Source organism: Enterococcus sp. AZ197 (assembly GCF_050556405.1).
GTDB classification, from domain to species: domain Bacteria; phylum Bacillota; class Bacilli; order Lactobacillales; family Enterococcaceae; genus Enterococcus; species Enterococcus faecalis.
Genome location: NZ_CP187873.1, coordinates 824,372 through 850,696, shown reverse-complemented (window position 1 = coordinate 850,696; position 26,325 = coordinate 824,372). Strand labels below are relative to the sequence as shown.

The window sequence follows — 26,325 nt, the reverse complement described above, 5'->3', positions numbered from 1 at the left end:
TTTCCTCCTCAATTCCTCTTAAACAAATTGTGCATTCGCTTACAATTATACACATATTTATTGTTTTTTCAACATATTGATAAGAAACTTTTTCTATTGACAAACTTATTTCCGTCTATTATGATGTTTATTGAACATATAAGACACATATTAAACGGAGGTCACGCATGAAAAAGTTTATTTATTCTTTTAACGAAACACACAATGAAGGTAAAGAGACTCTTGGTGGTAAAGGGGCAAACTTGGCAGAAATGACACGCTTAGGTTTGCCGATTCCACAAGGATTCACGATTACAACCCGTTGCTGTATGGACTATTTGGCAGATGCTACTTTCTTTGAAGAACACTTACAATCAGAAATTTTGAAAGCGGTTAAAAATCTAGAAACTGAAACAGGCAAATCTTTTACCGCGGACAATGAGATTCTCTTAGTTTCCGTTCGCAGCGGTGCTGCCTTCTCGATGCCTGGTATGATGGATACTATTTTAAATTTAGGTTTAAATGATCAACGTGTGAAAAAATTTGCGACCTTAACCTCTCCTGGTTTTGCTTTTGACTGTTATCGCCGACTTATTCAAATGTTTGGAGACGTCGTCTATCACATTCCCAAAGAATTATTTGACCAACAAAAAGAGCGCTTGGAACAAGAGCTAAACAAAAAAATTACCGCTTTTCAAGAAGCAGATCATTTTGCCTTGATTGTCCGCTACCAAGAAGTTTTTGAACAACATCAGGTGGTCTTCCCGCAAGACCCTGTCGCACAACTTTTTGAAGCAATCAAAGCTGTTTTTGATTCATGGAATAATCAACGTGCGGTGGTTTATCGAAACTTACATCATATTGCACATGATTTAGGTACAGCTGTCAACATTCAAGAAATGGTTTTCGGCAATCGTGGACTAGACAGTGGCACTGGCGTTGTTTTCACTAGAAATCCGGTCACAGGGGAAAATCAACTGTTTGGAGAGTTTCTTTTGAACGCGCAAGGAGAAGATGTAGTGGCTGGTATTCGGACGCCAGAACCCATTCGTCGTTTACGTTTGACTATGCCAAAAGTTTATCAAGATTTTCGCCATTACGCAGAACTTTTAGAATATCATTATCGTGACATGCAAGATATTGAATTTACCATTGAAAATGAAAAATTATATATTTTACAAACAAGAAACGGGAAACGAACCGCCGCAGCTACGGTTAAAATTGCTTTAGACTTAGCCAAAGAAAATCGCATTACTAAACAAGAAGCACTGTTGCGTGTGACACCTGATACGATTGATCAATTAATTCATCCCGTGTTTGATCAAGAGAAACGACAACACATGGAACGTTTAGCTATGGGACTTCCTGCTAGTCCTGGTGCAGCAAGTGGCCAAATTGTTTTTACAGCAGAAAAAGCCAAAGAACTGACCAATCTAGGAAAGAAAGTCATTCTTGTTCGTCAAGAAACTTCACCAGAAGATATTGAAGGCATGGTTGTAAGCGAAGCAATCGTGACCAGTCGTGGCGGAATGACTTCTCATGCCGCTGTGGTCGCACGAGGAATGGGAACTTGCTGTGTGACTGGTTGTGAAAGTTTAACCGTCAATGAAGAAGCCAAACAACTACACTGCGGGCCACAGGTCATCTTAGAAGGAACAATCATTTCCGTCGATGGCTCAACGGGGGAAATTTATCTTGGCGAAATTCCTACAATTTCTGCTGATAATAACGATGACCTTCAAGAGCTCTTGTCTTGGGCAGATGCGTATGCTGATTTAACTGTTCGTGCCAATGCAGAAACTACACAAGATTTAGAGACTGCTATCCGTTTTGGCGCAGCGGGGATTGGTTTAGCGCGAACAGAGCATATGTTTTTCGGTGAAGAGCGTGTCTTGGAAATGCGTCGCCTAATTTTAGCAGAGTCTGAAAAGGAAGCAACCTATGCGTTGGAGCAACTTCTTCATTTTCAACAGGAAGACTTTTATCAAATGCTGAAAGTAGTTCAAGACAAGCCCATGGTGGTCCGCTTGTTAGATCCGCCGATGCATGAGTTTTTACCTCATGAAAAGAATGATATTCAATTATTGGCGAAGCAACTACAACGGTTCCCGGTGACCATCGCCAAACAAATTGAACGGTTACAAGAAACCAATCCAATGTTGGGCCATCGTGGTTGTCGTTTAGGTGTGACCCAACCACAAATATACAAAATGCAAGTTACAGCCTTATTTACTAGTGCCATTCGATTAGTCAAAGAAGGAATTACTGTTTATCCAGAAGTGATGATTCCTCTAATCGCCGAAAAAGAAGAACTTCTCTATCTCAAACGCATTTTAAAAGAAACGATTGACGGTCTCTTTGAAGAACATAAGATGACTCCTTTCCCTTACGAAATCGGGACAATGATTGAACTACCGAGAGCTTGTCTGATTGCGGATCAGTTAGCAGAAGAAGCAGACTTTTTCAGCTTTGGAACAAATGATTTAACACAAATGACCTATGGTTTTTCTCGTGATGATATCGGTAAATTCATTAATACGTATCGAGAAAAGAAAATCATTACCCAAGATCCGTTTCAATCACTAGATCAAACAGGTGTTGGTCAACTGATTCAATTAGCTGTAGAGAAAGCGCGTCGCACTAAACCAAACATGAGTATTGGCGTATGTGGAGAAGTCGGTGGTGATCCGCAATCCATCACGTTTTTCCAAACACTTGGCCTAAACTACATCTCTTGCTCACCTTATCGGGTACCTATTGCGAAACTCGCAGCTGCCCAAGCCAAAATTTTAACCGAACCGGCTGTGACTGAAGAACAAATGGTCCTTCTTTAATTTAACGTGTGTAACAAATGATTCATCCTTACAAGATAAAAAGTGCTAGGAACATCAGTCGAAACGGCTGATGTTCCTAGCACTAAATTTTAAGATCAATGATTGCACTCTGGTTATTTTCTTATAAACGCGGCATCTTTTGTCAAGGGGTCTGTTACATCTGATACATATCTTTCTACTTTCATATGCAAATCATATTTTTCTCTAAGTTCCGTAATACGGGTCATCATTGGAGAAGCGTGGTGTTTGTCTAATGCTTCCTGATCTGTCCAACTATCAATCAGCAGAACTGTTTCTTCATCGTCCATTGGAAAAAAGTATTCATAGCGACTATTCCCTTTTTCTGCACGAATCGCCTCTACAATTCCGCTGGCAATCATTTCTTTGGCAAATTCTCTTGCACCTCCATTTGTCCCACTATAATAAATATTTATAGTAATCGCCATCTGTCTTCCCCCCTAAATTTACTTGCCTTTTTACGTTCCCGACTGGAATTGAACCAGCGACCTACCGCTTAGGAGGCGGTTGCTCTATCCTACTGAGCTACGAGAACAATCTGTTTTAATTTTAGAAGTCTTCACTACATCTGTCAATAGACAAAAAGAAAGTATCCTGCATAAATAATTATGCGAGATACTTTCTTTCAGTGAAACACGTCGTTCGTTTATCTATTATTTTTTTTGCCGCCGATCAAGAATCATTTTTCCTAAATAATAAAGTCCTGTCGCAATAGCTATATATTGCCCAATTTTATTATTGCGTGCAACTTTTTCTTGTTTCGTTTTCGCCATTGTCCCCATCACCTTTCTAAAATAATTCTTTTTACATTTTTATTATAGTAGGTTCTGTCATTTTTTGCGAATAAACACACTTTTAAAAATAATCTTCTAAAATTGGCATGCCTTTGACTAAACGTTGGCCTAAACGTCGAACTGCCGTTGCGTCTCCTTGCAAGCGTTCATAAAAAGATAACGTTTCTGTTGAACGATAGCCCAAGAATAGTTGCGTCCACGTTTGGATATCTGCTTTCAAAGCAGCAGTCCCTTCCTTTTCCACAGCACCTTTAGTCACTGTCGCTTTTCCTTGTTCGTCAATTGTGATTGTCCAAATACCTTCATTCCATGGCCCATAGGAATCTTCAATCTCTAAAGAATACGTTTCTTTTTCTCCTGATTGAAATGGATACTTTTCCAGAAATGTTTGTAACTCAACGATTCGTGCCATCATGTAAGGTAAAATTTTTACAGAAGCTGCTGGCGTTGGCATTAAATCATTTAAATCTTTTCCAGCAAAACCATTAATCCAATGGAACGATTGAACGGAACCACTATGTGAGCCAATAAACCCAGCTAAAGCTTTAAAAGCTGTATTAGTTAAATAGTTCCATTCTACGATTTCAAAGGTGCCAGCAGCTATCCGATAAATCACATAGCCTTCCGCTTTCCCTTCTGACGAATAATAAATCGCTTGATTATTTGGTTTACTTGCACGATTCAGCGTATAATCCAGCCACCAAGTTTCACGGATCACACCACCAGAGTGCGCTCTTTGATTTTCAAGGTATACGTCTTTAATGACCTCTTTACCGTCAGCCCAAGAAACTCGTTTAATGGTACCCGGAACTCGTTTAACACGTGGCCAATCTTCCGTTTTAATTGTATACTCTGCTTGTTCAAATGTTTGTTCATAGCCATATTGACGATAAAATGGATATGAAAACGGTGCTAAGTAAGAAAGGGCAACCTTTTGTTTCGCTAAATCAGCCAACATTTCTTTCATAATAGCAGAGATGCCGCCTTCACCACGATATTCTGGATAAGAAGCCACATAGCCAATTCCAGCCATGGGATAGCGGACACCATGGAAATTCACTTGAAAAGGTGTCGCCATCACTTGACTTGTTAATTGCTCATCAATTAGGAAGCCATAGCTTTGCGTATGTGACAACAATTTTTCAAAACGTTCTTGGCGTTCCGCCGTGGGTTCCTGATTAAAAGCATAGATGACAAGATCAAACATCTCTTTCATTTCTTCTTTGCCCATTTTTTTGACTCTTTTAGTTGTCATTTTCTTTCCTCCTCGCACATTGTATCAATTCATTTTATCACAGAAACGGTTCTCTTTCTAAAAGCCGTTATTTGCTGTCATTTCTTTGAACCAACGACCGCTTTTCTTAATGGTCCGTTTCGCATCATCATCTAAATCCACAGCGATGAAACCATAACGATTTTTATAGGCATTAAGCCAAGACCAGTTATCAATACACGTCCACATATGATATCCTTGAACATTACTACCTTCTTGAATCGCTTGATGCACCCATTTCAAGTGATCTTGCACGAATTCAATCCGATAATCATCTTCAATGACTCCTTGTTCATTGACAAAGCGTTCTTCTCCTTCTACGCCCATGCCATTTTCTGAAATGTAGCAGCGAATGTTGCCATAATTTTCTTTTAAATTCATTAATGTATCATAAATACCTTTTTCGTAGATTTCCCAGCCACGGTAAGGATTCATTTTTTTGCCAGGCATATCGTAGACATCATAAAAATCTTCTGGAAGTAAGCCTTCTGGTCGTGTTTCAACAGGTGTTTCTTTTGCTTTGGCACGACGTGGTTGATAGTAGTTTACTCCTAATAAGTCCACAGTATTTTCAGCAATTATTGCTAAATCTTCTGGCGTTGTTTCTGGCAACAAGTCATTTGCTTTCGCCCAAGCAACCATATCTTCTGGAAAATGACCTTTAACAGCCGGGTCTAAAAACGAACGGTTAAAGAAACCATCGACAAATTTAGCCGCATTTACATCGGCTTCGTTGTGCTCATCACGAGGATAAGTCGGCGTTAAGTTTAAAATAATGCCAATTTCACCTGATAAGTTCATAGAATGATAGACGGCAATCGCTTTGGCACTAGCTAAAGCTTCATGATAGAGTACTTGAATCCCTTCTTTTAGATTCACTTTATCAGGATAATGCCAGCCATAGAGATAACCACCTTCAACTGGTACAATTGGTTCATTGTGCGTAAACCATTTTTTCACGCGATCGCCAAACAATTCAAAACAGGTTTTGGCAAAGTCAACATACAAATCAACCACTTCACGGCTTTCCCAACCGCCTTTTTCTTGAAGTACCATCGGCATATCAAAATGATACAAGTTCATAAAGGGCTCAATCCCGTGTTCTAATAAATCATCAATCACTTGATTATAAAAATCAACTGCTGTTTGATTGACTTTTCCTGTTGTAGGATCTGGAATTAAACGGCTCCATTGAATGGATGTTCGAAAAGAGTTATGTCCCGTTTCTTTCATTAACTGAATATCTTCTTGGTATTTTTTATAAAATTGTGAGGTCTTATCTGGACCGACTTGTTGAAAGAATTTTTCTGGCGCTTCTTGATACCAAAAATCCCAAATGTTTTGACCTTTACCATCACCTTCAAAAACGCCTTCTGTTTGAGGACCGCTGGCTGCAGAACCCCACCAAAAATTTTCTGGAAATTGATATTTCATGTTATTTGCTCCTTTACGATTTAATCATTAAAAAAAGGATTGAACCCTCCGTAAGAGTCCGGACGATTCAATCCTTCGATTTTTTACTCAGCTGCTTCTGCGGCTGCTTCTTGTTTCAAGTATTGATCTGTTGCTACTTTTACGAAAGGCATGTAGATCAAAATAGAAATCAATAAGTTAACAGCTGCTAAAACTCCGCCGGCGATACTCTTCGTTGCTAAAAATCCGCCAATAATTGGTGGTGTTACCCAAGGTGGCATAAAGGTTGCAGCTGGTACTAAACCAGTTGCTGTCGCCACATACGCAACAGTTACAAGAACCATTGGGACTAAAATGAATGGGATAAACATAATTGGGTTTAAAACAATTGGTAAACCGAACATGACTGGTTCATTAATATTAAATAGTCCTGGTGCTAAACTTAAGTTTGTAATGACTTTGTATGGTTTGTTACGACGACCTACGATAAAGATAGCAATTAACAGACCTAATGTTGCTCCTGTTCCACCTAAGTTTACAAATGAATCAAAGAAAGGTTTGTTTACAATATAAGGAATTGCTTTACCTGCTTCTAAAGCTTTAATGTTCGCATCAATCGCTGGTACGTTGATTGTTTGCATTAATGGGTCAACCATGTTGGCACCATGTAAACCAAAGAACCACAAGAATGGTGTAATGAAAGCTAACAATAATGCTGATGGGTAGCTGTTTGCAAGTCCCATAAATGGTTGTTGAACTGCTTCATAGAATGAAATAACGATATTGTCAATTCCTAAAGCAAATAGAATTGATGTAATTAAACTAAATAAACTGATTGTAATCATTGCTGGTAATAATGCCGCAAATGATTTTGCTACTGCTGGTGGTACACCATCAGGCATTTTGATAACTAATTTAGGATTGCCAGATAAACGTTGGAATAGTTCTCCTGAAATAAGTGCAATAATTAAAGCAATAAATAATCCAGTTGCGCCCATGCCTTCTAAGCCGCCAACTGCGAAGAATGAAGCTACAGAAACTGTACCGGCTGCAATGCCGTCTTTTCCATAAGATTTAACTAAATTGTGTGCTACTAAAAAGGCTACTAAAACGGCAAAGATTGCGAATGTACCGTTCCAAATGTTACCACCAAAGCTTTTCCAAATTGGTGCATCGTTATACATCATTGGGAAAATTTTGTTTAAAAAGTCCTCATATCCTGGAATTGGAATATTATTAATTAATACCGCCAAAGCCCCTAAAATCATTAATGGCATCGTTACGACAAACGCGTCACGAATTGCTACCAAGTGCCGTTGCGCTGCGATAACTGACGCTTTCGGCATAAAGTGTTTCTCCATCCATTGAACAAATCCGTCCATTGTTATTCCTCCTAATTAACGCTTTCTCAAGCGCGTTTTTCTTATAAGACGCATTGACAACGAGATTACTCGTTATCAATACGGCGATAAAGATCGATAATTTCTTTTGCTAAATCTGTAAATGCAATCGCAGTCATTAAATGATCTTGACTGTGCACTGTTAACAATGTTACTTGCATGTTATTGCCTTTTGCTTCTTCTGTTAACATTCCTGTTTGCGAATGATGTGCATGTACAAGTGATTCTTCTGCATCTGCAATTTTTTTGTCTGCTAATTCAAAATCCCCCGATTTTGCTGCGGCAATCGCTTCCATCGCATCGCTTTTAGCATTTCCGCCATACATGATTAAACCCATGATTGCTTCTAAGTTCTGTTGTCCGTCCATTACCTCTACCCCATTTTCTGCTCTAGTTTGATGATCCCATTAATGAAATTGCTTGATCTAAAACTTTTTCGCCATTCATCATGCCATAGTCCGCCATGTTAATTACATCTAAAGGAATCCCTTTTGGTTGTAATTTTTGTTCAAATTGCCCTTTCATGAAACGAACTTGTGGGCCTAATAATAAAACATTTACCTCTTTATTTTCCAAGTTTGTATCTGCTTCAGAAGCCGATACTGCAAAGATGTCTGCTTCCATACCACGATCTTCTGCTGCTTTTTGCATTTTTGTTACTAATAAACTTGTGCTCATTCCTGCGGAACAAACTAACATAATTGTTTTTTTTGCCATTTTCCTTCATCTCCTAAATTCTCTTTGTTTTGCTTTACACCTTTATATAAGCAAGAAGCGTGCCAAGTTTCAACATATTAAAAACCTTGATATGACAACATTTCTTGATATAGAAAGCGTGTACACACTAAAAATAAAACGATTACACACAGCTTTTTTGTGTGCGTTTCCAAAATAATAGGGCAACAAAAGAAAGTGAGCGATAAGTCGAAACGACTCATCGCTCACTTTCTAAAGCTGAAGAGAATCAACTGGACAAAAGCCACTTTTTCCCTTTAAGCAGTTTCCATCATTTTAAGCATTTTATAAAACTGTTTCTTTTTAAAATAACTTAAAAAGATACCTAATACTGCGTCATTCAGTTTTTGTAACGTCCCATAAGAAACCATTGTTTCTGTATAACGCAGTTCACAGCTTTTTTCATCAATTGGCTGGAGCTCATACCGCACCGAGAAATCATTTTTAGTTGTGGATGTTCGAAATTGATAGGTCTTATTTTCTACAGCTTCTTCAATAACTATTTTCGCGCGACTATTTTTACTATATTCTTTGATGTATTCAAACTTACGCAACTGCTTTCTTGTAAGAGTTTTGCCTGTTTGCTTACGGATATCAAAAATAACAGAATTCATTAATTGCGTGTAAAATTCATCTGCTGAAATAGTTAATGTTTTCGTAATTTCCATTACCGTTTCACCTCATCCTTTGTCGCCTCTTCTTCAGCAACTTTTTTTCCTTTAAAAAACAGGTAACCACCAAGTCCAATGAAAAAAATCCCCGTTGTCAGACTTAATAAATCATAGTTTAAGGAGCTGGGATTCAACGAATACAAAACAATCAAGAAGCCAATACTACATAAAAATAATCCATTTCTAATCATTTTCATCCATCCTATCTTTTTAGACTACCGTTGCTTGGAAGTATAAAACGCCACCCCAAGGTTGTTCCTTAATCAGCTGTTTTGCAACTTGTGCAGCAGTTTCAGGGTCTCCTTCAACTTCAAAAAATAACTTAATACCATTTTTTTCTTTAAAAGTAAATGTTTCATTTTCCCCTTGATATGCCTCTAATAAAGTAATAATTTCCTCTTGCTTCATTGCACTTGCAATCGAAATCATGCCGCTCGCTCCTTTCTATACAAGTAATTGCTGTTTTTATTGCTTATTGCTCTCTTTCGCCTAATGCAGGATCCATTTTGTTAGCAGCGATAACAAACGGTGTCCAAATCAAGAAAGTGACTACCATACATACCAACGCTACGATTGGTGCGCGCCAGTCGGCACCTGTCGCTAAGAAAGATAATAGCAACGGCGGTGTCACCCATGCGACTTGTTGAGAAACTGGGGCGACTAGCCCAAGATACGTTGCAACCCAGCCAATTGTAGTAGCAACTAATGGCGCAATTACAAATGGAATAAACATAATTGGATTCAGAACAACTGGTAAACCAAACATAATCGGTTCATTGATATTAAAGATCCCAGGTCCTAATGATAATTTACCAACTGTTAAATAATCTGCTCGTTTGGAGAATAACAAGATTGCAATAATTAGGACAATTGTACCGCCTGAACCACCAAACCAAGCAAAAGCATCAAACGAACCACGGACCCACATGTAGGCTTTACCGTCGTCAATAGCGGCTAAAACCGCAGCTGTTCCTGTTTTTCCTTCATAACCTTTTTGGAAAATATCAATATTGATTAATTGTGCTTGTCCCCAAATTCCTTCAAGAACTGGTGCCAAAACGTTTGGACCGTGAATACCAAAGAACCAGAAAATTTGAACAAAAACCGTTACGATTAACACAGCGCCTAGTCCTTGTGATAACCCAAGGAACGGTTCCGCGATATATTTTTGAATTAAGTCAATTAATAATTGACCGCCTGAAAGTTTTGACACCGTAAAGTTAATAATTGCTACGACATACAATGCGATTGTTGCTGGTAAAATTGCCGCAAACGCTTTTGAAACTGCTGGTGGTACAGAATCAGGCATTTTTATTGTTAAATCCGCTTGCATTAATTTACAAAAAATAATGGTTGACAAAGCGCCCATAATCATCACCGTAAAGAAAGCGTTACCATTTAAATGGTTGAGATTTAACCAACCCCATGGATTGACAGTCAATTGATTATTAGCAATTGACGCACCAATTTCTGCCCCATTAATTGCGTTGGCAATCTTTTCTGGCACTTTCACAGCTAATTCAGCTGTGTTATTTGGTGCAAAAGCAACACCTGAAATTAAGGTAGCTAAACTGACAATCCCACCAGCTAGCTCATTCACATTGTATGCTTTCGCTAAGTTATAGCCCCAAGAAAAAGCGAAAATCAAACCAGCGATAGCCAATGTACCATTCCAAACAAAACCATTAATCCCAATGATGACATTCAATACTGCAAAAATACCTTTGTCTGCTTCCAAACTTGCCGCATAAGTTGAGACAAACTCTTGGGGAAGATCTCGAATAATTGCGTTAATCATTACGGCGACTGATCCAGCCATTGTCGCAGGTAATGTACCAATAAAAGCATCCCTTAGTGCCACCAGATGTTTCTGTGCACCAATTTTTGCGGCAGTTGGTAAGATATATTTTTCCATCCATGCCATTAATCCGTTCATTTTTATTCCTCCTGTATCCATTTATATTTATTAAAAAGGCAGTAGCCTCATTAAACGAATGAATCGAGCGTACAAAACAAAACCTTTGGTAACATGCACTATCCTTATTTGCTATTCACTTTTCCTAAACGTTTTAATTCCTTATCCCATTAATGAGATTGCTTGATCTAAAACTTTTTCGCCATTCATCATGCCATAATCTGCCATGTTAATTACATCTAAAGGAATCCCTTTTGGTTGTAATTTTTGTTCAAATTGCCCTTTCATGAAACGAACTTGTGGACCTAAAAGTAAAACATTCACCTCTTTATTTTCCAAGTTTGTATCTGCTTCAGAAGCCGATACTGCAAAGATGTCTGCTTCCATGCCACGATCTTCTGCTGCTTTTTGCATTTTTGTTACTAATAAACTCGTGCTCATTCCTGCGGAACAAACTAACATAATTGTTTTTTTTGCCATTTTTTCTTCATCTCCTTAAAAGTTATGACGTTATACACTTTATTTATAGCAATTATTGTGCCAAGTTTTTCCCTCATTAAAATACTGATATAACAGCTTTTGTCATAAAAAAAGCGTGCACACACTAAAAGAAAACGCTTACACACATGAAATTGTGTGTAACTTACAAAAAGAAAACATCAAGAAAAAAGAGAGCGTTTTCTCATTTCTTGATGTTTTTTTATTTATTATTGTTTACTTTTAATTTCATTTTCTAAAAACATTTGGGTAACATGCGCAACTTCTGCTTCCGGGATCGTCACACGATACGCCCGTTCAATTAACATAAAATTCGTGCGTACGACATCGATTTCTAAACGATGTGTTTTAACATATTCCGCTAAGTTTGGAAAAGTTCTTGCTTCTTCTCCTTTAATTAAAGCATCTACCAGAAAAGCCAAATGAATCATGATTCCGGCATCCACCCCTGGTTCAACAATAATATGCATGTCTGTTTGTATTTGATGAACTGTTTTTTGTAACATGAGAATTAATTTTTGTAAGGAGTCCACAGAAGTAATGACGCCACTTAGTGAATGAACAATTGTATCAATTGCCACTTCATCACTAGCAATCCGTTTCAATACATTTAATTTTTCATCATCAAAAATATCATAGACGGAAAAGAAGGGAATATTTTGATATTCAACATCCACAGTTCCCGCAATGGCCTTAATTTCATATTCTTCCATCAAGTTGTCGATATGCTTTTTAAACGTTTCTCGTTCAATAAATTGCATTTGAATCAGTTCCACTTTTGTTTCATCAATAACTGGTAAGATTCGTTGGTATAGTTTTGCGGCGACCCCTTCTCCTGTAAAGCACGTCACGATTACTGCTTTTTTTACGTTTTGACGTTTTTGCAGACTAGAGCGAAATTGTTCTCTCACAACGCTTTCAAAAGAAAGTTGAATATTTTGGTAAATGTCCTCTAAACTTCGTCCCACGCTTGCCATTCGAATAGCTTCTAAGACAATCATTGTGCTCGTCATTGTAATCGCCTTTGTTCGGATACCTGTTTCTTCAAACAACATATTTCCAAACGAATTTAATGAACCCATATCCGTCAGTAATAAAATCCCATTATTTAACGATTCTTTTTGCGTAATTACTTGGTTTCGTAATTGTTCATACATTGTTTGAACTTCCATCGTTAACGGCATATTCATCGCTGTTCCGATTGACGTTCCTAAAAGTTCTTGGGCGGTTTTCAACATACTTGAGGCAGTAGAATCCCCATGCATTAAGACGAACACACCAACATTATTTTCTGGAGTTCTTTCTTCTTTACCGACATTAATAGATAAAAACATACTAATAAAGCCAATTTCATCGAAAGGAATCTCTATGTTGTTCTCTTCTTCAATAATAGAAGATAAATCTAAGGCTACTTGAAATTCTTTTTTCATATTTTTACGGACATTATTTAAATCAGGATGGACAATCACATGACCTTCTTTGACACGTTCAATCGTACTTTGTAAATGAAGCGCAAAGGCAAAGCGCGCAGTTTCGTTGTACGTGTGTTCCAAACGCTCTTCTGCGATATCATAAAGACGATTCGTTAAGTCCCAAATAGCTTCTGGTAATAACTCCTTATGTAAAGAATGTTGGGTTAATTCTTCGACATAATTTTTAAAATACGCATTCATATCTTTAGAAATCAATTCTTCTAAATCAACATTTTCTAAGTCAGCTTCAGACAAGTCAGCGACTTTTTCTTCGATTTCATTGTAAACTTGCATGTCTCTAGCTGGATCTTGCGACCAAACAATTTTGTTGGTACCTGGCTGGAAAGATAAATAATTACTTTTACTATCGACAAATTGATCCAAGCGCTCAGGTACTTCTTTAATTTTTAATAATCCTTTTTGGACAGGTAACGACAAATCCCGTTTACGGATAACCAAATGTTCTAAATTGTGCGTCCGATAATAAAGAAATGACTTAGCACAAACTAATTTTAAGTCCCGCTTCACCTGACCAATATTTCCTTCTGCATCGTATAACATAAAAGCCAAAACTGCTTCGCGTTCGATATCAATTTGTTGGCCCAAACGTGTTGCCTCTTGCTGAATAAATAACGAAATGATGGCATAACGCTCATCTAGCGTCCGTGCATCTAAAGATGGCAATGTAATCGACATCGGAATCCGCCGATTAAAAGTGGTTAAAAAGTTTTCTGAGGATTCCGTTGTCGCACCAATAATTTGAACAGAGGCTTCATAGGTTTGGCCACTTTCTCCTAATGGACGGTACACGCCTTTATCAATAAACGTAAAGAGCATTTCTTGACCTTCTGGCGGTAAGCGATGAATTTCATCTAAAAAGAGAATCCCGCCATCTGCTTTTGCCATTAAGCCTGGACTATCTTCATTCGCACCAGTATAGGCACCTTTTTTTACGCCAAAGATATGACCAAATAATAATTGTGGGTTTTGTGCATAATCAGCACAATTAAAAGAGACAAAAGGGGCATCTTCATCTAAGGTTTTTGAATCAATGGCAAAACGGTACATACATTCAGCAAAAAGAGATTTCCCTGTTCCTGTTTTCCCAAAAATAATCGTATGCAAACCTCTTGGTGGATATAAAATAGCCGCCTTAGCCTGCTGAATACTCACTTTTAAAGAATCATTGGCACCTACTAATGTGTCAAAACTAACAGAGGTAGACTCATCTACATGGACTTGTTCTCCTTCATTGATTGTTGGCACTGAATAGATAACAGGACGTCCAGTACTTCTAGTAATTTTCTTTTCTTTGAATAATTCATTTAAATAACGGCTGGCATTACTGCGATCAATCATTAACTGTTCTGCTACCGCTCCTGCCGTTAAGCCAGTTTCATTTTTTTGAAGTAACGCTAAGATTTCTTCCTTCCGAGATTTCATGGAATCCTCCTCGATACAACGTTCTGCTTGAAGCTCGTAAAGCGTTATTTCTTCGCTTTACGAGCTCCTTTGTTTTTCGTGTTTTTCTTTTTGTTTTTCTTCTTTTTGCGTGTTTCTTGTGGTTCTTTGACAACAGAATTTACTGTTTCTGGTTTTCTTTCTTTCGTACTCTTTTTTTCTGAATACGTATCTTTGGCTACGTTCTTTTTTTCTAGTTCATCTTTGGCTTTTGGCTGCTCATGAAGTGCACCATCATATAAAAAGATTTCCTGATAAGGAATGGCCAATTGTTTCATCAAACGTTGATAATCCCTTTTGGTGCCATCGTTGATAAACGTAATCACTGCCCCTTGTGCACCCATCCGGCCAACGCGACCAGAACGATGAATATAGCTCTCTTCGGTTAAAGGAACATCTACGTTTACGACGTAAGGGACCCCTGTGAAATCTAAGCCCCGTGCCGCAATATCCGTGGTTAATAACAACTTCACTCGTTCTGCTTTAAATTGATCGATCGCCAATTTACGCAACTGTTTACTTTGATCTGAAGCCAGACCAATAGCTGGCACATTCTCATAAACTAATTTTTCTTCTGCTGCACCTAAATCAGCAACTTGATTGAAAAAGACCATGCTTCTGAATGCTTCTGTATGGGCCAAACGACGTAAGTAATCAGCTTTTTTTCTTGGTGCTAATCGAATAAAGTAGTGGGCGACTTGACCTGCTGAAGTATCTTCTTCCGTCACATCAATCACCTGTAATTTTCGGCTTAAAGATTGCGCTTGATTCACGACACGATCAGCAGTCGCTGAATAAAAAACAAGTTGGTATTCGGTTGGTGTGTGTGTCAAAATTTGCTTGGTTAAACTTAGCTCTTCCTCTTGGAAAAGTTGATCAACTTCATCCATTACAATTGTTTTTACCAACTGAGCTTTGACTTTTTTATTCTTCATTAACTCTAAAATCCGACCTGGTGTTCCGATTAACACTTCAGGACGTTTTTTTAACTTGTCAATCTGGCGTGAAACATTTGCCCCGCCGATTAACGTTTGAACCGTTAATTGAAGTGGCTTAGCCCAAGTCCGAGCAACTTCAGCAATTTGCATAGCTAATTCTTGAGACGGAGCAATAATCAACAATTGATTTCCCTGTCCTTTTTCAACAGTTAAGAGTAAAGGCAGCATGTAAGCAAGTGTTTTTCCAGTTCCTGTCGGCGAAATTCCTAAAACATTTTCTCCTTCGCGAAGGGGCGTAAAACTTTTTTCTTGAATTGTTGATGGTTCGTTAAAGCCAGAAGCTTGCCACTGTTCTTGCCAAGCCTCTGGAAGTTGTTCTAAAAATCTCATATTGTTCCTTTCCTGTCGCTTAATTCTTATTTATCAGCATCAAAAATAATGCCGGCACTATGACGTAAATCAGTGACTACTTTATTGACATTTCGAGCAAGCTCAACCCATTCTTCATACTTGGTGCCCCAATACTTATCTGTTGGGTTATTTAAAACTGCTGCAAAATCACGGGCTTCTTCAATCATTGGATTATCGGCTACTTGAATATCTAAGACATCACGTTCTTCATGTGCGCGATCATGGTACTCAGCCGAAGAAATAGCATTGACACTATCTAAAATCAAGGTCCCGTTTTCAAAGTAAATTTCGGATGGCGCAAAAGAATCACTAATTTTCCCAGTGTTTAACGTCACGTCAAACTGATCATATCGTAAAATAATTGTTCCTAAGCCATCGACACCTGTCGCAATTTTACTAGCAAAATAATGGCTTTCGTTTGGTACGCCAAACCAGCCCAAGGCTGCATAAACTAAATAAACGCCTAAATCTGCTAAGGCTCCCCCAGAAAAATGAGGAGAAAAAATATTTGGCTCTTTGCCTTCTAATACTTGATCATAGCGAGAAGAATATTTCATATACGTAAAATTCGCACCTAAAATTTGGTTTTTTAATGGCAATAATTCAGCAATTTTTTGGAAACTTTGCTCATGAATATTACGGGCCGCTTCAAAGAAATACACACGATTTTTATTCGCTAATTCAATAATTTCTGCCATCTCATCAGGCGTTGAAAAAGCTGGTTTTTCAACAATTACATTTTTTTTCGCTAAAATTGCTTGTTTCGCTTGTTCAAAATGTAATGAATTTGGTGAGGCAATATAAACCGTATCCATATGTGCAATACCAAAAAACGTCTCTAAATCAATTGCATATTCCACATCCCCATAGCGAGAACCAAATTCTTGTGCCGTTGCTAGTTTCCGAGAATAAACAGCCGTTAAATCGTACGCACCCGTTTCTAAAGCTGCTGCAACAAATTGATGACTAATCCAATTGGTACCAATTACGCCTAAATGTATCATAATCAAAAACCTCCATTTTTTGTTTATTTACTCTCTTTATAATAGTAATCTCTCGTACAAAAGTCACGTAATTACCCTGCCTTAAAACGCTAGGAGTTCTTCAAGTTATTTATTAGGATCATCAAATGCCTGTAATAAATCAAAGGTTACCTGTGACTTAAGTTCAATCGTTGCTGGTGTTACGTGGCAATTGTAAGCAAGGACTTGCACACCTTGATCAATTGCAGCACCCACATTTTCAGCAAAGGCGGGTTGCATCTCTTGGTGAATCGTTGCTTGCTTAATTTCTTCAAATTGGACCACAAACAAAACGTAACAGCGGTAACCCGCTTTAGTTGCAGCCATTAGTTCAGTGACATGCTTCAAGCCACGAAGTGTTGGCGCGTCAGGAAAAGCACCGATGCCTTTATTTTCTAAAGTCATGCCTTTCACTTCGACAAAAGCTTGTTCGTCTGCATCCGTTTCCACTAGAAAATCAAATTTTGAATGTGCAAATCGTTGCTCACGTTTAACAGTTTGGATCGTACCAACTAAACCAGGAAGCACAATTTGACCATTTTTTAACGCTTCATTGACTAATGTATTCGGTACTTGGCTATCAATATTAATCCAAAAAGAACCTTTTTTTACTGCAATCAAATCGTAATCTGTTTTTCTTTTAGGCGATGGTTGATAACTAAGCGCCACAACAGCACCTGGTAAAAAAACTTCTTTCCCTCTGCCAGTATTTTTGACATGTGTGATTACTTCTTCATTCGTTTCCATTAAACGACAGTGTGCAATAAACCGATTGGGTCGTTCGATAAAATAAGCAAGTTGGACATTCGGGTACTTCATACACAGACTTCCTTTCTTACACACTATACCATAAAAAAACAAGGAAAAGTATAGACCAAAACCAACAATTTTACTATCTTGTGTCAATCATTAAATATTTGTCAATTCTCAGCGATTTAGTCGAATATTTTAGACAAGTTCTATATAATAAAGGTAACGAAGACGAATAAATGAAAATGAAGGTTAGGAGGAATTTCTTTGAAAAAACATTGGACTTTCTTGGTTGGCGCATCTTTACTTACTGGATTAGCAGGCTCTATCCTCTGGAAAAAAAATAAACAGCTCCCTTCCCCACAGGAGCTTCAACACAATTATACTGGGCATTGGTGGTTTGTAGACGTGAAGAAAGCCACGCAACACACCTTAGAAATCACCTCATCTTTCAATGTTTTCATTGATGGCAAACAAATGCATGCCTTGCTTGTTGAATTAACCCCTAAACGCTTAGTTATCTTAGACAAGTTAGGTTACCATTTAATCATTCAATGTGAAAATGGTGTCCCTGCGACGCTTTACGATGAAGCCGACGACGAAACCTACACACTAGAACGGGCTATTTACAATTAATAAATCACCCACGACACATAAAATGAAGTATGTGCGGTGGGTGATTTATTTTTTTACATCCCTTGCAAAAGCATTCAGAAAGTTTTCTTACAACTTGAATATTATTAAATAGTCAAATGCGCCTTTTTCTGATAAACTTAGGATGATGTTTTTTTGAAAGGATGAGCCCCTATGACACCAAATCGCGAAGACTATTTAAAATTAATTTTTGAATTAGGTGGCGACGAAGTTAAAGTGAATAATAAACAAATTGTTTCTGGACTCGATGTTTCGGCAGCTTCGGTTAGTGAGATGATTTCAAAGTTAGTAAAAGAAGATTTGGTTGAGCATTCTCCTTATCAAGGGGTACAATTAACTGAAAAAGGCTTAAAAAAAGCGAGTACGTTAATTCGCAAACACCGAATCTGGGAAGTCTTTTTAGTAGAGCACTTAAATTACACTTGGAATGATGTGCACGAAGAGGCAGAAGTTTTAGAACATGTTACTTCACAGACGCTTGTGAACCGTTTAGCGGATTATTTAAATCATCCAGAATTTTGTCCACACGGTGGTGTTATTCCCGAAGATAATCAACCCATTCATGAGGAGAAACGCCAAACGTTAACAGACTACCCTGTTGGCACAAAAATTCGGATTGCACGTGTCTTAGACGAAAAAGAATTACTGGATTATTTAGTTTCCATTGATTTAAATATTCAAGAAGAATATACGATTAAAGAAATTGCTGCATATGAAGGACCGATCACCATTTATAATGAAAACAAAGAATTATCCGTCAGCTTTAAAGCAGCAAACACAATTTTTGTTGAGCCGTTGATTAGAGAAAGTGAGGAAAACTAATGAATGAAAAAGTAGCATTATTTACTATTTTCGGGGGGACAGGTGATCTTGCCAAACGCAAATTGTATCCTTCCCTGTTCCGCTTATATAAAAAAGGATTATTAGCTGAGCGTTTTGCGGTGATTGGTACCGCACGTCGGGAATGGACAGACGAATACTATCGGGAAATCGTTCGTGAAACCATTCAAGACTTAAATCCCACGGCCGAAGAGGCGACTGAATTTTCTAGTCATTTCTATTACCAATCACATAATGTGAATGATACGGAACATTATAATACCTTAAAAGAATTATCTGATCGCCTAAATGAACAATACCACTTAGAAGGCAATCATGTTTACTATTTAGCTATGGCCCCTCAATTCTTTGGAACCATTGTTAATCACTTGAAATCACAACATATTATTTCGGAAGAAGGCTTTGATCGTCTAATTATCGAAAAGCCATTTGGTTCTGATTATGAATCTGCCTACGAATTAAATGAAGAAATTCGTGCTGCATTTCCTGAACAAGATATTTTCCGAATTGACCATTACTTAGGCAAAGAAATGATCCAAAATATTTCAGCCATTCGTTTTGCCAATAATATTTTTGAATCACAATGGAACAATCGTTACATTGATAATGTCCAAATCACCTTCGCTGAAAGCTTAGGTGTCGAGGATCGTGGCGGCTATTATGACCACAGTGGCGCACTAAAAGATATGGTTCAAAATCATATTTTACAAGTCGTTGCATTGCTTTCTATGGAGCCTCCTGTTGCCTTTTCTGAAAAAGAAATTCGGACTGAAAAAGTAAAAGCTTTACGTGCCATCCGCCTTTATTCTGAAGAAGAAGCCCTTCAAAATTTCGTGCGTGGACAATACGGCGAAGGTCAGCTAGCTGATCAAACATTCGCAGCCTATCGTGATGAACCAAATGTGGCAGAAACTTCATCCACTGAAACTTTTGTTGCTGGTAAATTTTTAATTGATAATTTCCGTTGGTCTGGCGTCCCTTTCTATGTTCGCACAGGTAAACGATTAACTGAAAAAGGCACACGTATTAACATCGTCTTTAAACAAGTACCTATTAATGTCTTCAAAGATGATACGTGTGAAGAATGCGATAAAACCGATTTACCACCGAATGTTTTAACTATCTATATCCAACCAACTGAAGGATTTTCATTAACCTTAAATGGAAAAGAAATCGGTCAAGGGTTCAATACAACTCCAGTGAAACTTGATTTCCGTCAAAGTGCTGAAATGACTGAAAATAGTCCAGAAGCATACGAAAAACTTCTATTAGACTGCCTAAATGGCGATAGTACAAACTTCTCTCATTGGGACGAAGTTGCCCAATCTTGGCGCATTGTTGACATTATTCGACATGCTTGGGATAAAACAGACGTTTCTTTCCCTAATTATGCCGCTGGCACAATGGGCCCGCAAGCTGCCTTCGACTTATTAGAAAAAGATGGCTTTACTTGGGAATGGCAACCAGATAACTGGTACCGTGACCGCGGTCAACTTGAGCAATAAATAAGCCAAAAAAGATCCGCTAGTTAACGACTAGCGGATCTTTTTTCTTGTTTATTCGAATCCTTCAGCAACCGCTTCTGGATAATTTTCTTCAACAATGTGTGCACAACGGCCACAAAGTGTTGGTAATTTTTCATCTGAGCCGACATCTTGACGAACGGAACGACAACGGTCACACGTTTCGCCTTCTGCTTTTTCAACTAAAATAGCCATGTCTTCAAATTGAACAGCTTCACTAGGTGCTACTTCTTTTGATACTTCAAAGTCGGAAACAATTAGTAATTGAGCAATATCTGCATCAACAGCTGTCATTAATTGACGAATTTGTTCATTTGGATAAACAGTTACTTTAGCTTCTAACGATTTACCGATTAATTTAGAATGACGAGCTTCTTCCAACGCTTTTAAGACATTGTCACGGAAATCCATAAAGGCTGCCCATGTATCCATCAATTCTTCTTCATTAGTAAACGTTTCGTAACCTGGGAATTCAGCTAATTGCACATACTCTTCTTCTTCTTGTAAGAAACTCCAAATTTCTTCCGCTGTATGTGGAATAATTGGTGTCAATAATTTTGTTAATGAAACCAATGTTTGATAGAAAACAGTCTGCATACAACGACGTTGATAATCATTTTCTGCTTCAATATAAACGACATCTTTCGCAAAGTCTAAATAGAAAGAAGATAGATCCACAGTTAAGAAGTTCATAACTGTCCGATAAATATGCATGAAATTATATTTTTCATAACCATTTTCACGGATTTCTTGAATGACTTGATTTAAACGAACCGTCATGTATTTATCTACAGAACGTAAATCAGCATAAGCTACAGTATGCTCAGCTGGATTAAAATCACTCGTATTCGCTAACAAGAAACGCATAGTATTACGGATTTTCCGGTACACTTCAGATACTTGGTTTAAGATATCCATTGAGACACGCACATCGGCTTCCGCGTCAACACTACTTACCCACAAGCGTAAGATATCTGCCCCCATTTGATTGATAACTTTTTCAGGTAAGATAGTATTGCCTAACGATTTACTCATCTTACGGCCTTCGCCATCGAGAACCATCCCTTGAGAAATAATTGATTTATAAGGCGCTACTCCATTGATAGCGACACTTGTTGTAATACTTGAGTTAAACCAACCACGATATTGGTCAGAACCTTCTAAATACATATCTGCTGGGAAAGTTAACTCTTCTCTTTCTCGTAAAACTCCTTCATGTGAAGAACCTGAGTCAAACCAAACGTCCATGATATCTGTTTCTTTGGTAAACTCGCCATTTGGTGAACCTGGATGTGTAAAGCCTGCTGGTAGTAACTCTTTTGCTTCACGCATAAACCAGATATTTGATCCATGTTCTGCAAATAAATTCGCTACATGTTCAATTGTTTCTGGCGTAATGATGGCTTCCCCATTTTCAGCATAGAAGATCGGTAATGGTACACCCCACGCTCTTTGACGAGAGATTACCCAATCACCACGGTCACGAATCATATTATACAAACGTGTTTTTCCCCAAGGAATTAGCCAGTCAACTTTCTCAACTTCATCTAAAATATCTTGACGGAATTTAGAGATTGAAGCAAACCATTGTGGCGTTGCACGGTAGATAACTGGTTTTTTGGTACGCCAATCATGTGGATAACTATGCGTAAAGAAATCTAACTTTAATAACGCGCCTTTTTCTTCTAATAACTCAGTAATCATTGGATTCGCTTTGTCATAGAAAATTCCTTCAAAACCAGGTGCTTCATCTGTAAAGACCCCACGGCTGTCAACAGGAGAAATAACAGGTAAATCATATTTACGGCTAACGATATAGTCATCTTCACCATGCCCTGGTGCGGTATGAACTAAGCCAGTCCCGGCATCTAGCGTCACGTGGTCGCCTAGCATAACAAGTGATGTTCGATCATAGAATGGATGTTGAGCTGTCATACGATCTAATTTTTCACCAGAAAATTCTCGCAAGACTTCTACTTCTTCCCAACCAATCGCTTCTTTAACGGTTGCTAATAAATCTTTAGCAATTACAAATTTACGACCGTCTGCCTTCACTTCAACATACGTAAAATCAGGATTAACTGAAATACCTAAGTTGGCTGGTAATGTCCAAGGGGTTGTCGTCCAGATGACGAAGGCTGTCTCGTTATCTAAAAGACCTTTACCATCGGCCACATTAAAAGCTACGTAAATAGAAGGTGATTTTACATCTTTGTATTCAATTTCTGCTTCTGCTAAAGAAGATTCACTTGAAGGAGACCAATAAATTGGTTTTAAGCCTTTATAAATATAGCCTTTTTCTGCCATCTTACCAAAAACACGAATTTCTGCTGCTTCATACTCTGGATCTAACGTAATGTATGGATGTTCCCAATCGCCTGACACACCTAAACGTTTAAAATCGTTACGTTGTTTATCGACTTGTGATAAGGCATACTCTTTACATTTTTCGCGATACTCAGCGACAGTCATTTCTTTACGTTTAACCCCTTTATTGGTTAACACTTGCTCAATTGGTAAACCATGAGTATCCCAACCAGGCACATAAGGAGAACGGAAACCAGACATTGATTTTGAACGAATAATAATATCTTTACTGATTTTATTCAAAGAATGTCCTAAATGAATATTTCCGTTTGCATACGGAGGGCCATCATGTAAAACAAAGGTTGGTTTTCCTTCGTTTAATTTTTGACGTTGTTCATATAAGCCTTTTTCTTCCCAGTCTTTTTGCCATTCTGCTTCACGGTTTGGCAAGTTCCCACGCATTGGAAAAGCTGTTTTTCCTAATTGCAATGTTTCTTTCATTTTCATATGCATTTGCCTCGCTTTCATTTTATCGATTTAATTGTGTTAGTTCATACTAAAGATGAACGATAGCTGATAAAAGTAGATAAAAAAAGAGTACTCCATCCCAAGGGACGAAGTACTCGTGTTACCACCCAAATTCAAAGTAGAGTTGCCCCTACTTTCTCTGAAATTGATAACGGTAATTATCCGGCAGTTCCTACTCAAGTGTTCAGAACTGCATCTAGGATAGAGGATCTGTTTAATGCCAGTGTCTGTCAAACTTTCACTATCATTGACTCGCTGCTAAGAATAAACATTAAACGTTCTGTTCTATCTATTTTGATTCTTCTTCAATTGTTTCTTCAGTGACTTCAATTACAGGCTTTTTTTCTACTACAGCATCTGTGTTCTCTTCAGAGTTTACAACAGTTTCATTTTCGTTGTCAAGGTCTTGTTCATCAAGAATTTCCTTAACTGCTGTATGTTTGTCTCCGACATAACTAGAAAAAGGCTTTAAAATCTCTTCCCACTCTTCACTCTTCACTTGCTCTAATTGAGTTTCAAGCATTAAGCTTAAGCGTTGATGGAAGACACGTGTTTTCTTCTTCAAGTCTTCTGTTTCCCCAGCTAATTGGCGAGCACGTTCAATTGCTTCTGCTAAGATTTGTGTTGATTTCGCTTCAGCATCTGCAATCATTGCATTTGATTTACGTTCAGCTTCTACCAAGGTTTCTTTGGCTTGGTTATCTGCCGAAGTGATAATCATTTCTGATTCTTTGTTGGCACTTGATTTCACTTTATCAGCGGTATCTTGTGCAACAATAATTGATTGGTTCAATGCATCTTTCAATTCATTGAAGTATTGTAATTTTTCTTCTGCGTGTTTTAATGATTTCTCAAGTTCACGATTTTTTTGTAATGCATCTTCATAATCACGTGTGACTTGATCTAAAAAGTCATCTACATCGTCTTGGTTATAGCCTCTCATTTTTGTTGAGAAGTCTTTGTTTTGAATATCTAATGGAGTTAATGCCATATTCCTTCACCTCTTTGGATTATTTTTGTAAAACCCCTTATGAACACATTCTCATACTAATCCTGAAATAGCAAATATCTTACTTTTTTTATTATACACAACTTCGTCTGAATGAACAGCCAAAATGGTTTTCTTAAACAAAAGTTCGAGATTATTTTCTCAATACCCCTAAGAGGACACGAAATTTTTCTTTCTTTGTTTTTCCTTCTAATTCTTGAATCTGAAGGCGCCCAAATCCCCGTATCGAAACAATATCTAATAAGTCTAAAGCAAAATCTGGTCGTGTCGTTTCTGTCCAATTGACTTTTACTTTACCAGATTCGATCAATTGTTTTGATCGCTGCCTTGAAATATTAAATACGGCGGAAATCACACTATCCAGCCGCAAAGAGCTCATAGTCGTTCGCTCTTCTTGCCAACCATCCTTCGGTATCAAAATTTGTGTATAATCCCGTTCTTCTAAGCGAACAGTAATTTTACCAATTTTGTCGACTTGGTTAACAACGAAGCCAGCTACTTCTTGTGCTATAAAAACCTGCCACTTATCACCATCGGAAATAATATCTCCAAAGGCTTCCCTACGAACCCCAACATTCATCAAGGTGCCTAAAATTTTCCCATGAGATAATGTCGCAAATTTAGATGGATAAATAATTTCAAATAATACAACACCAAAATCTGTCTCTTCTGGTATGTAATACGCTGGATAAATCAAGCAGCGTTTTCGTTCTGCTTGCTCATAACCACCATAAAAAGTAAACGATAAATCACTGTTTTGTCGAATCAACGTTTCCAAAATATACGCCTGTCTAGGATCAAGAAAGTCTGTCAAATAAGGCGCGTATTGCATCTCCACTTGCTCTAGCCAATCCCCGACAGTGTCAATAAAAGGATGTTCATCTTTGCGGAAATGTTGATACACATTTGCGTTCATAGATAAATCATCCTTTCTAAAAGTTATTAATAAACAATAGCTCGTAAAATGACTGCTAAGCCACCCGCTGCTAGGTTAAGGACAATAATCCCTACCATTACGTTAAATCCAACCATTCCAATCCTTAAATTCAAACGGTCAAACAAACTTAAGTATGGTTCACAAATTCTAGAGAGCAAACGCCCGAAAGCAGAATCATATGCTCCTGGAAACCATGAAAGTAGCGCGTAAATCACTAGTAATCCTGAATAGATTTGAACGCCTTTGTATAATAGAGTAATCAGTGTTGCGATAATAACACCTCCCTAAGGCTTAGAAATCAAAGAATTGTTTGTTGGCTAAAGATTGTGCTGTCGCACTATCAATTTCCATATTCGCTGGTGTGCATAAGAAGATTTCATTGCCAACGCGCTGAATATCTCCGTCTAAAGCATACACAGTACCAGTTAAGAAATCAACGATGCGTCGTGCTTGGTCTTCTTCTACTAATGTAAAATTAACTAGCACAGCTTCTTCAGCAAATAAATGTTTCGCAATGCTCATTGCTTCTGAATACACACGTGGTTCAATAATAGTAATTTTATGTGTTTTTGCATTGGCGGTGCTTTCTTGTGCTCGTCTTGTATTCGTAGTCGCTGATTGATTAGAACTACGCATAGAAACCACTTTTTTCTCTGTGTAAGCAGCTTGTTGTGTGTCTCTTTCTTGATGCGCTTCAGCAGAACGATAGCGTGCAGAAGGTTTTTCAACTACAGGCTCACTTTGTTGTGTATAAGCTGGCTGATTGTAACTTTCCTGTTGTTGAACAGGGCGTTGTGGTTTAGGCCGAGCTGCACGACGCGGTGGTTCATTAACTGCTTTGCGCTCTTCATATTCTTCGTAGTTATCATAATAATCATCTTCTTCGCCAGATAAGCCAAAAAAGCTCGATAACGCATCCTTGTTAAAAATTGACATAAATTCC

General features: G+C 37.9%; 24 protein-coding genes and 1 tRNA gene. 4 read left to right on the top strand and 21 right to left on the bottom strand.

Annotated features, from left to right (window positions below):
- The first annotated feature begins 167 nt into the window (after positions 1-167).
- Positions 168-2,813 (top strand): pyruvate, phosphate dikinase, encoded by a 2,646-nt coding sequence (gene ppdK, locus IGK82_RS04200; protein WP_016622306.1) that lies wholly within the window; start codon positions 168-170, stop codon positions 2,811-2,813.
- A gap of 113 nt (positions 2,814-2,926) precedes the next feature.
- On the opposite strand, the gene IGK82_RS04195 is transcribed toward ppdK, so the two are convergent.
- The 16 genes from IGK82_RS04195 to sfsA all read right to left on the bottom strand — a co-directional run bounded on the left by IGK82_RS04195 (position 2,927) and on the right by sfsA (position 17,653).
- The gene (locus tag IGK82_RS04195) at positions 2,927-3,259 is read right to left on the bottom strand and encodes a putative quinol monooxygenase (protein ID WP_002355924.1); all 333 of its coding nucleotides are present in this window, start codon (positions 3,257-3,259) and stop codon (positions 2,927-2,929) included.
- Between the two features lie 33 nt (positions 3,260-3,292).
- Positions 3,293-3,366: transfer RNA gene (locus tag IGK82_RS04190), tRNA-Arg, on the bottom strand.
- Between the two features lie 320 nt (positions 3,367-3,686).
- Positions 3,687-4,880, bottom strand: a complete 1,194-nt coding sequence (locus IGK82_RS04185; RefSeq protein ID WP_002363416.1) for a GNAT family N-acetyltransferase — start codon at positions 4,878-4,880, stop codon at positions 3,687-3,689.
- Between the two features lie 57 nt (positions 4,881-4,937).
- A complete protein-coding gene (locus tag IGK82_RS04180; protein WP_016622307.1) occupies positions 4,938-6,332 on the bottom strand; it encodes a glycoside hydrolase family 1 protein in 1,395 nt (464 codons plus the stop codon).
- A gap of 83 nt (positions 6,333-6,415) precedes the next feature.
- Positions 6,416-7,693 carry a PTS sugar transporter subunit IIC gene (locus IGK82_RS04175; protein WP_002355920.1) on the bottom strand — a complete coding sequence of 426 codons (1,278 nt, stop codon included), beginning with the start codon at positions 7,691-7,693 and terminating at the stop codon, positions 6,416-6,418.
- A 65-nt stretch (positions 7,694-7,758) separates the two neighbouring features.
- A complete protein-coding gene (locus tag IGK82_RS04170; protein ID WP_002355919.1) occupies positions 7,759-8,079 on the bottom strand; it encodes a PTS lactose/cellobiose transporter subunit IIA in 321 nt (106 codons plus the stop codon).
- Positions 8,080-8,101: 22 nt separating this feature from the next.
- Positions 8,102-8,428: a PTS sugar transporter subunit IIB gene (locus tag IGK82_RS04165; RefSeq protein WP_002355918.1), complete on the bottom strand. Its 327-nt coding sequence runs from the start codon at positions 8,426-8,428 to the stop codon at positions 8,102-8,104.
- 275 nt (positions 8,429-8,703) lie between these two features.
- Entirely contained in the window at positions 8,704-9,114 is a 411-nt protein-coding gene (locus IGK82_RS04160; protein WP_016622502.1) for a DUF3284 domain-containing protein, read from the bottom strand.
- Positions 9,114-9,314, bottom strand: coding sequence for a DUF3188 domain-containing protein (locus tag IGK82_RS04155; protein ID WP_002355916.1), 201 nt, complete (start codon positions 9,312-9,314; stop codon positions 9,114-9,116). Before IGK82_RS04155 ends, IGK82_RS04160 begins: the two co-directional genes overlap by 1 nt.
- Positions 9,315-9,327: 13 nt before the next feature.
- The gene (locus IGK82_RS04150; protein ID WP_002355915.1) at positions 9,328-9,546 is read right to left on the bottom strand and encodes a hypothetical protein; all 219 of its coding nucleotides are present in this window, start codon (positions 9,544-9,546) and stop codon (positions 9,328-9,330) included.
- 43 nt (positions 9,547-9,589) lie between these two features.
- Positions 9,590-11,053 (bottom strand): PTS sugar transporter subunit IIC, encoded by a 1,464-nt coding sequence (locus tag IGK82_RS04145; protein WP_002369870.1) that lies wholly within the window; start codon positions 11,051-11,053, stop codon positions 9,590-9,592.
- Between the two features lie 141 nt (positions 11,054-11,194).
- The gene (locus IGK82_RS04140; protein ID WP_002355913.1) at positions 11,195-11,512 is read right to left on the bottom strand and encodes a PTS sugar transporter subunit IIB; all 318 of its coding nucleotides are present in this window, start codon (positions 11,510-11,512) and stop codon (positions 11,195-11,197) included.
- Positions 11,513-11,739: 227 nt separating this feature from the next.
- A complete protein-coding gene (locus IGK82_RS04135; protein WP_002355912.1) occupies positions 11,740-14,445 on the bottom strand; it encodes a sigma 54-interacting transcriptional regulator in 2,706 nt (901 codons plus the stop codon).
- A 44-nt stretch (positions 14,446-14,489) separates the two neighbouring features.
- Complete coding sequence (locus tag IGK82_RS04130; RefSeq protein ID WP_010707740.1) at positions 14,490-15,791, bottom strand: DEAD/DEAH box helicase; 1,302 nt, start codon at positions 15,789-15,791, stop codon at positions 14,490-14,492.
- Between the two features lie 26 nt (positions 15,792-15,817).
- A complete protein-coding gene (locus tag IGK82_RS04125) occupies positions 15,818-16,816 on the bottom strand; it encodes a Gfo/Idh/MocA family protein (RefSeq protein ID WP_002355910.1) in 999 nt (332 codons plus the stop codon).
- A 105-nt stretch (positions 16,817-16,921) separates the two neighbouring features.
- Complete coding sequence (sfsA, locus tag IGK82_RS04120; protein ID WP_010823484.1) at positions 16,922-17,653, bottom strand: DNA/RNA nuclease SfsA; 732 nt, start codon at positions 17,651-17,653, stop codon at positions 16,922-16,924.
- Positions 17,654-17,851: 198 nt separating this feature from the next.
- Between sfsA and IGK82_RS04115 the strand changes: the two genes are divergently transcribed.
- The 3 genes from IGK82_RS04115 to zwf all read left to right on the top strand — a co-directional run bounded on the left by IGK82_RS04115 (position 17,852) and on the right by zwf (position 20,583).
- Positions 17,852-18,220, top strand: a complete 369-nt coding sequence (locus IGK82_RS04115; protein ID WP_002397919.1) for a DUF4828 domain-containing protein — start codon at positions 17,852-17,854, stop codon at positions 18,218-18,220.
- A gap of 171 nt (positions 18,221-18,391) precedes the next feature.
- On the top strand, positions 18,392-19,060 hold the full coding sequence (locus IGK82_RS04110; RefSeq protein ID WP_002358896.1) for a metal-dependent transcriptional regulator: 669 nt from the start codon (positions 18,392-18,394) through the stop codon (positions 19,058-19,060).
- A complete protein-coding gene (gene zwf / locus IGK82_RS04105; RefSeq protein ID WP_002358895.1) occupies positions 19,060-20,583 on the top strand; it encodes a glucose-6-phosphate dehydrogenase in 1,524 nt (507 codons plus the stop codon). The genes IGK82_RS04110 and zwf overlap by 1 nt, the downstream gene beginning before the upstream one ends.
- Positions 20,584-20,634: 51 nt before the next feature.
- Here the strand turns inward: zwf and ileS are convergent, their stop codons facing one another.
- The 5 genes from ileS to IGK82_RS04080 form a co-directional block, all read right to left on the bottom strand.
- Positions 20,635-23,415 (bottom strand): isoleucine--tRNA ligase, encoded by a 2,781-nt coding sequence (gene ileS / locus IGK82_RS04100; protein WP_010712188.1) that lies wholly within the window; start codon positions 23,413-23,415, stop codon positions 20,635-20,637.
- 310 nt (positions 23,416-23,725) lie between these two features.
- Positions 23,726-24,427: a cell division protein DivIVA gene (gene divIVA / locus IGK82_RS04095; RefSeq protein ID WP_002355904.1), complete on the bottom strand. Its 702-nt coding sequence runs from the start codon at positions 24,425-24,427 to the stop codon at positions 23,726-23,728.
- 151 nt (positions 24,428-24,578) lie between these two features.
- Positions 24,579-25,361 (bottom strand): RNA-binding protein, encoded by a 783-nt coding sequence (locus IGK82_RS04090; RefSeq protein ID WP_002355903.1) that lies wholly within the window; start codon positions 25,359-25,361, stop codon positions 24,579-24,581.
- Positions 25,362-25,387: 26 nt separating this feature from the next.
- Positions 25,388-25,645 carry a YggT family protein gene (locus IGK82_RS04085; protein ID WP_002355902.1) on the bottom strand — a complete coding sequence of 86 codons (258 nt, stop codon included), beginning with the start codon at positions 25,643-25,645 and terminating at the stop codon, positions 25,388-25,390.
- Positions 25,646-25,673: 28 nt separating this feature from the next.
- On the bottom strand, positions 25,674-26,318 hold the full coding sequence (locus tag IGK82_RS04080) for a cell division protein SepF (protein ID WP_002358891.1): 645 nt from the start codon (positions 26,316-26,318) through the stop codon (positions 25,674-25,676).
- Between the last annotated feature and the right edge of the window lie 7 nt (positions 26,319-26,325).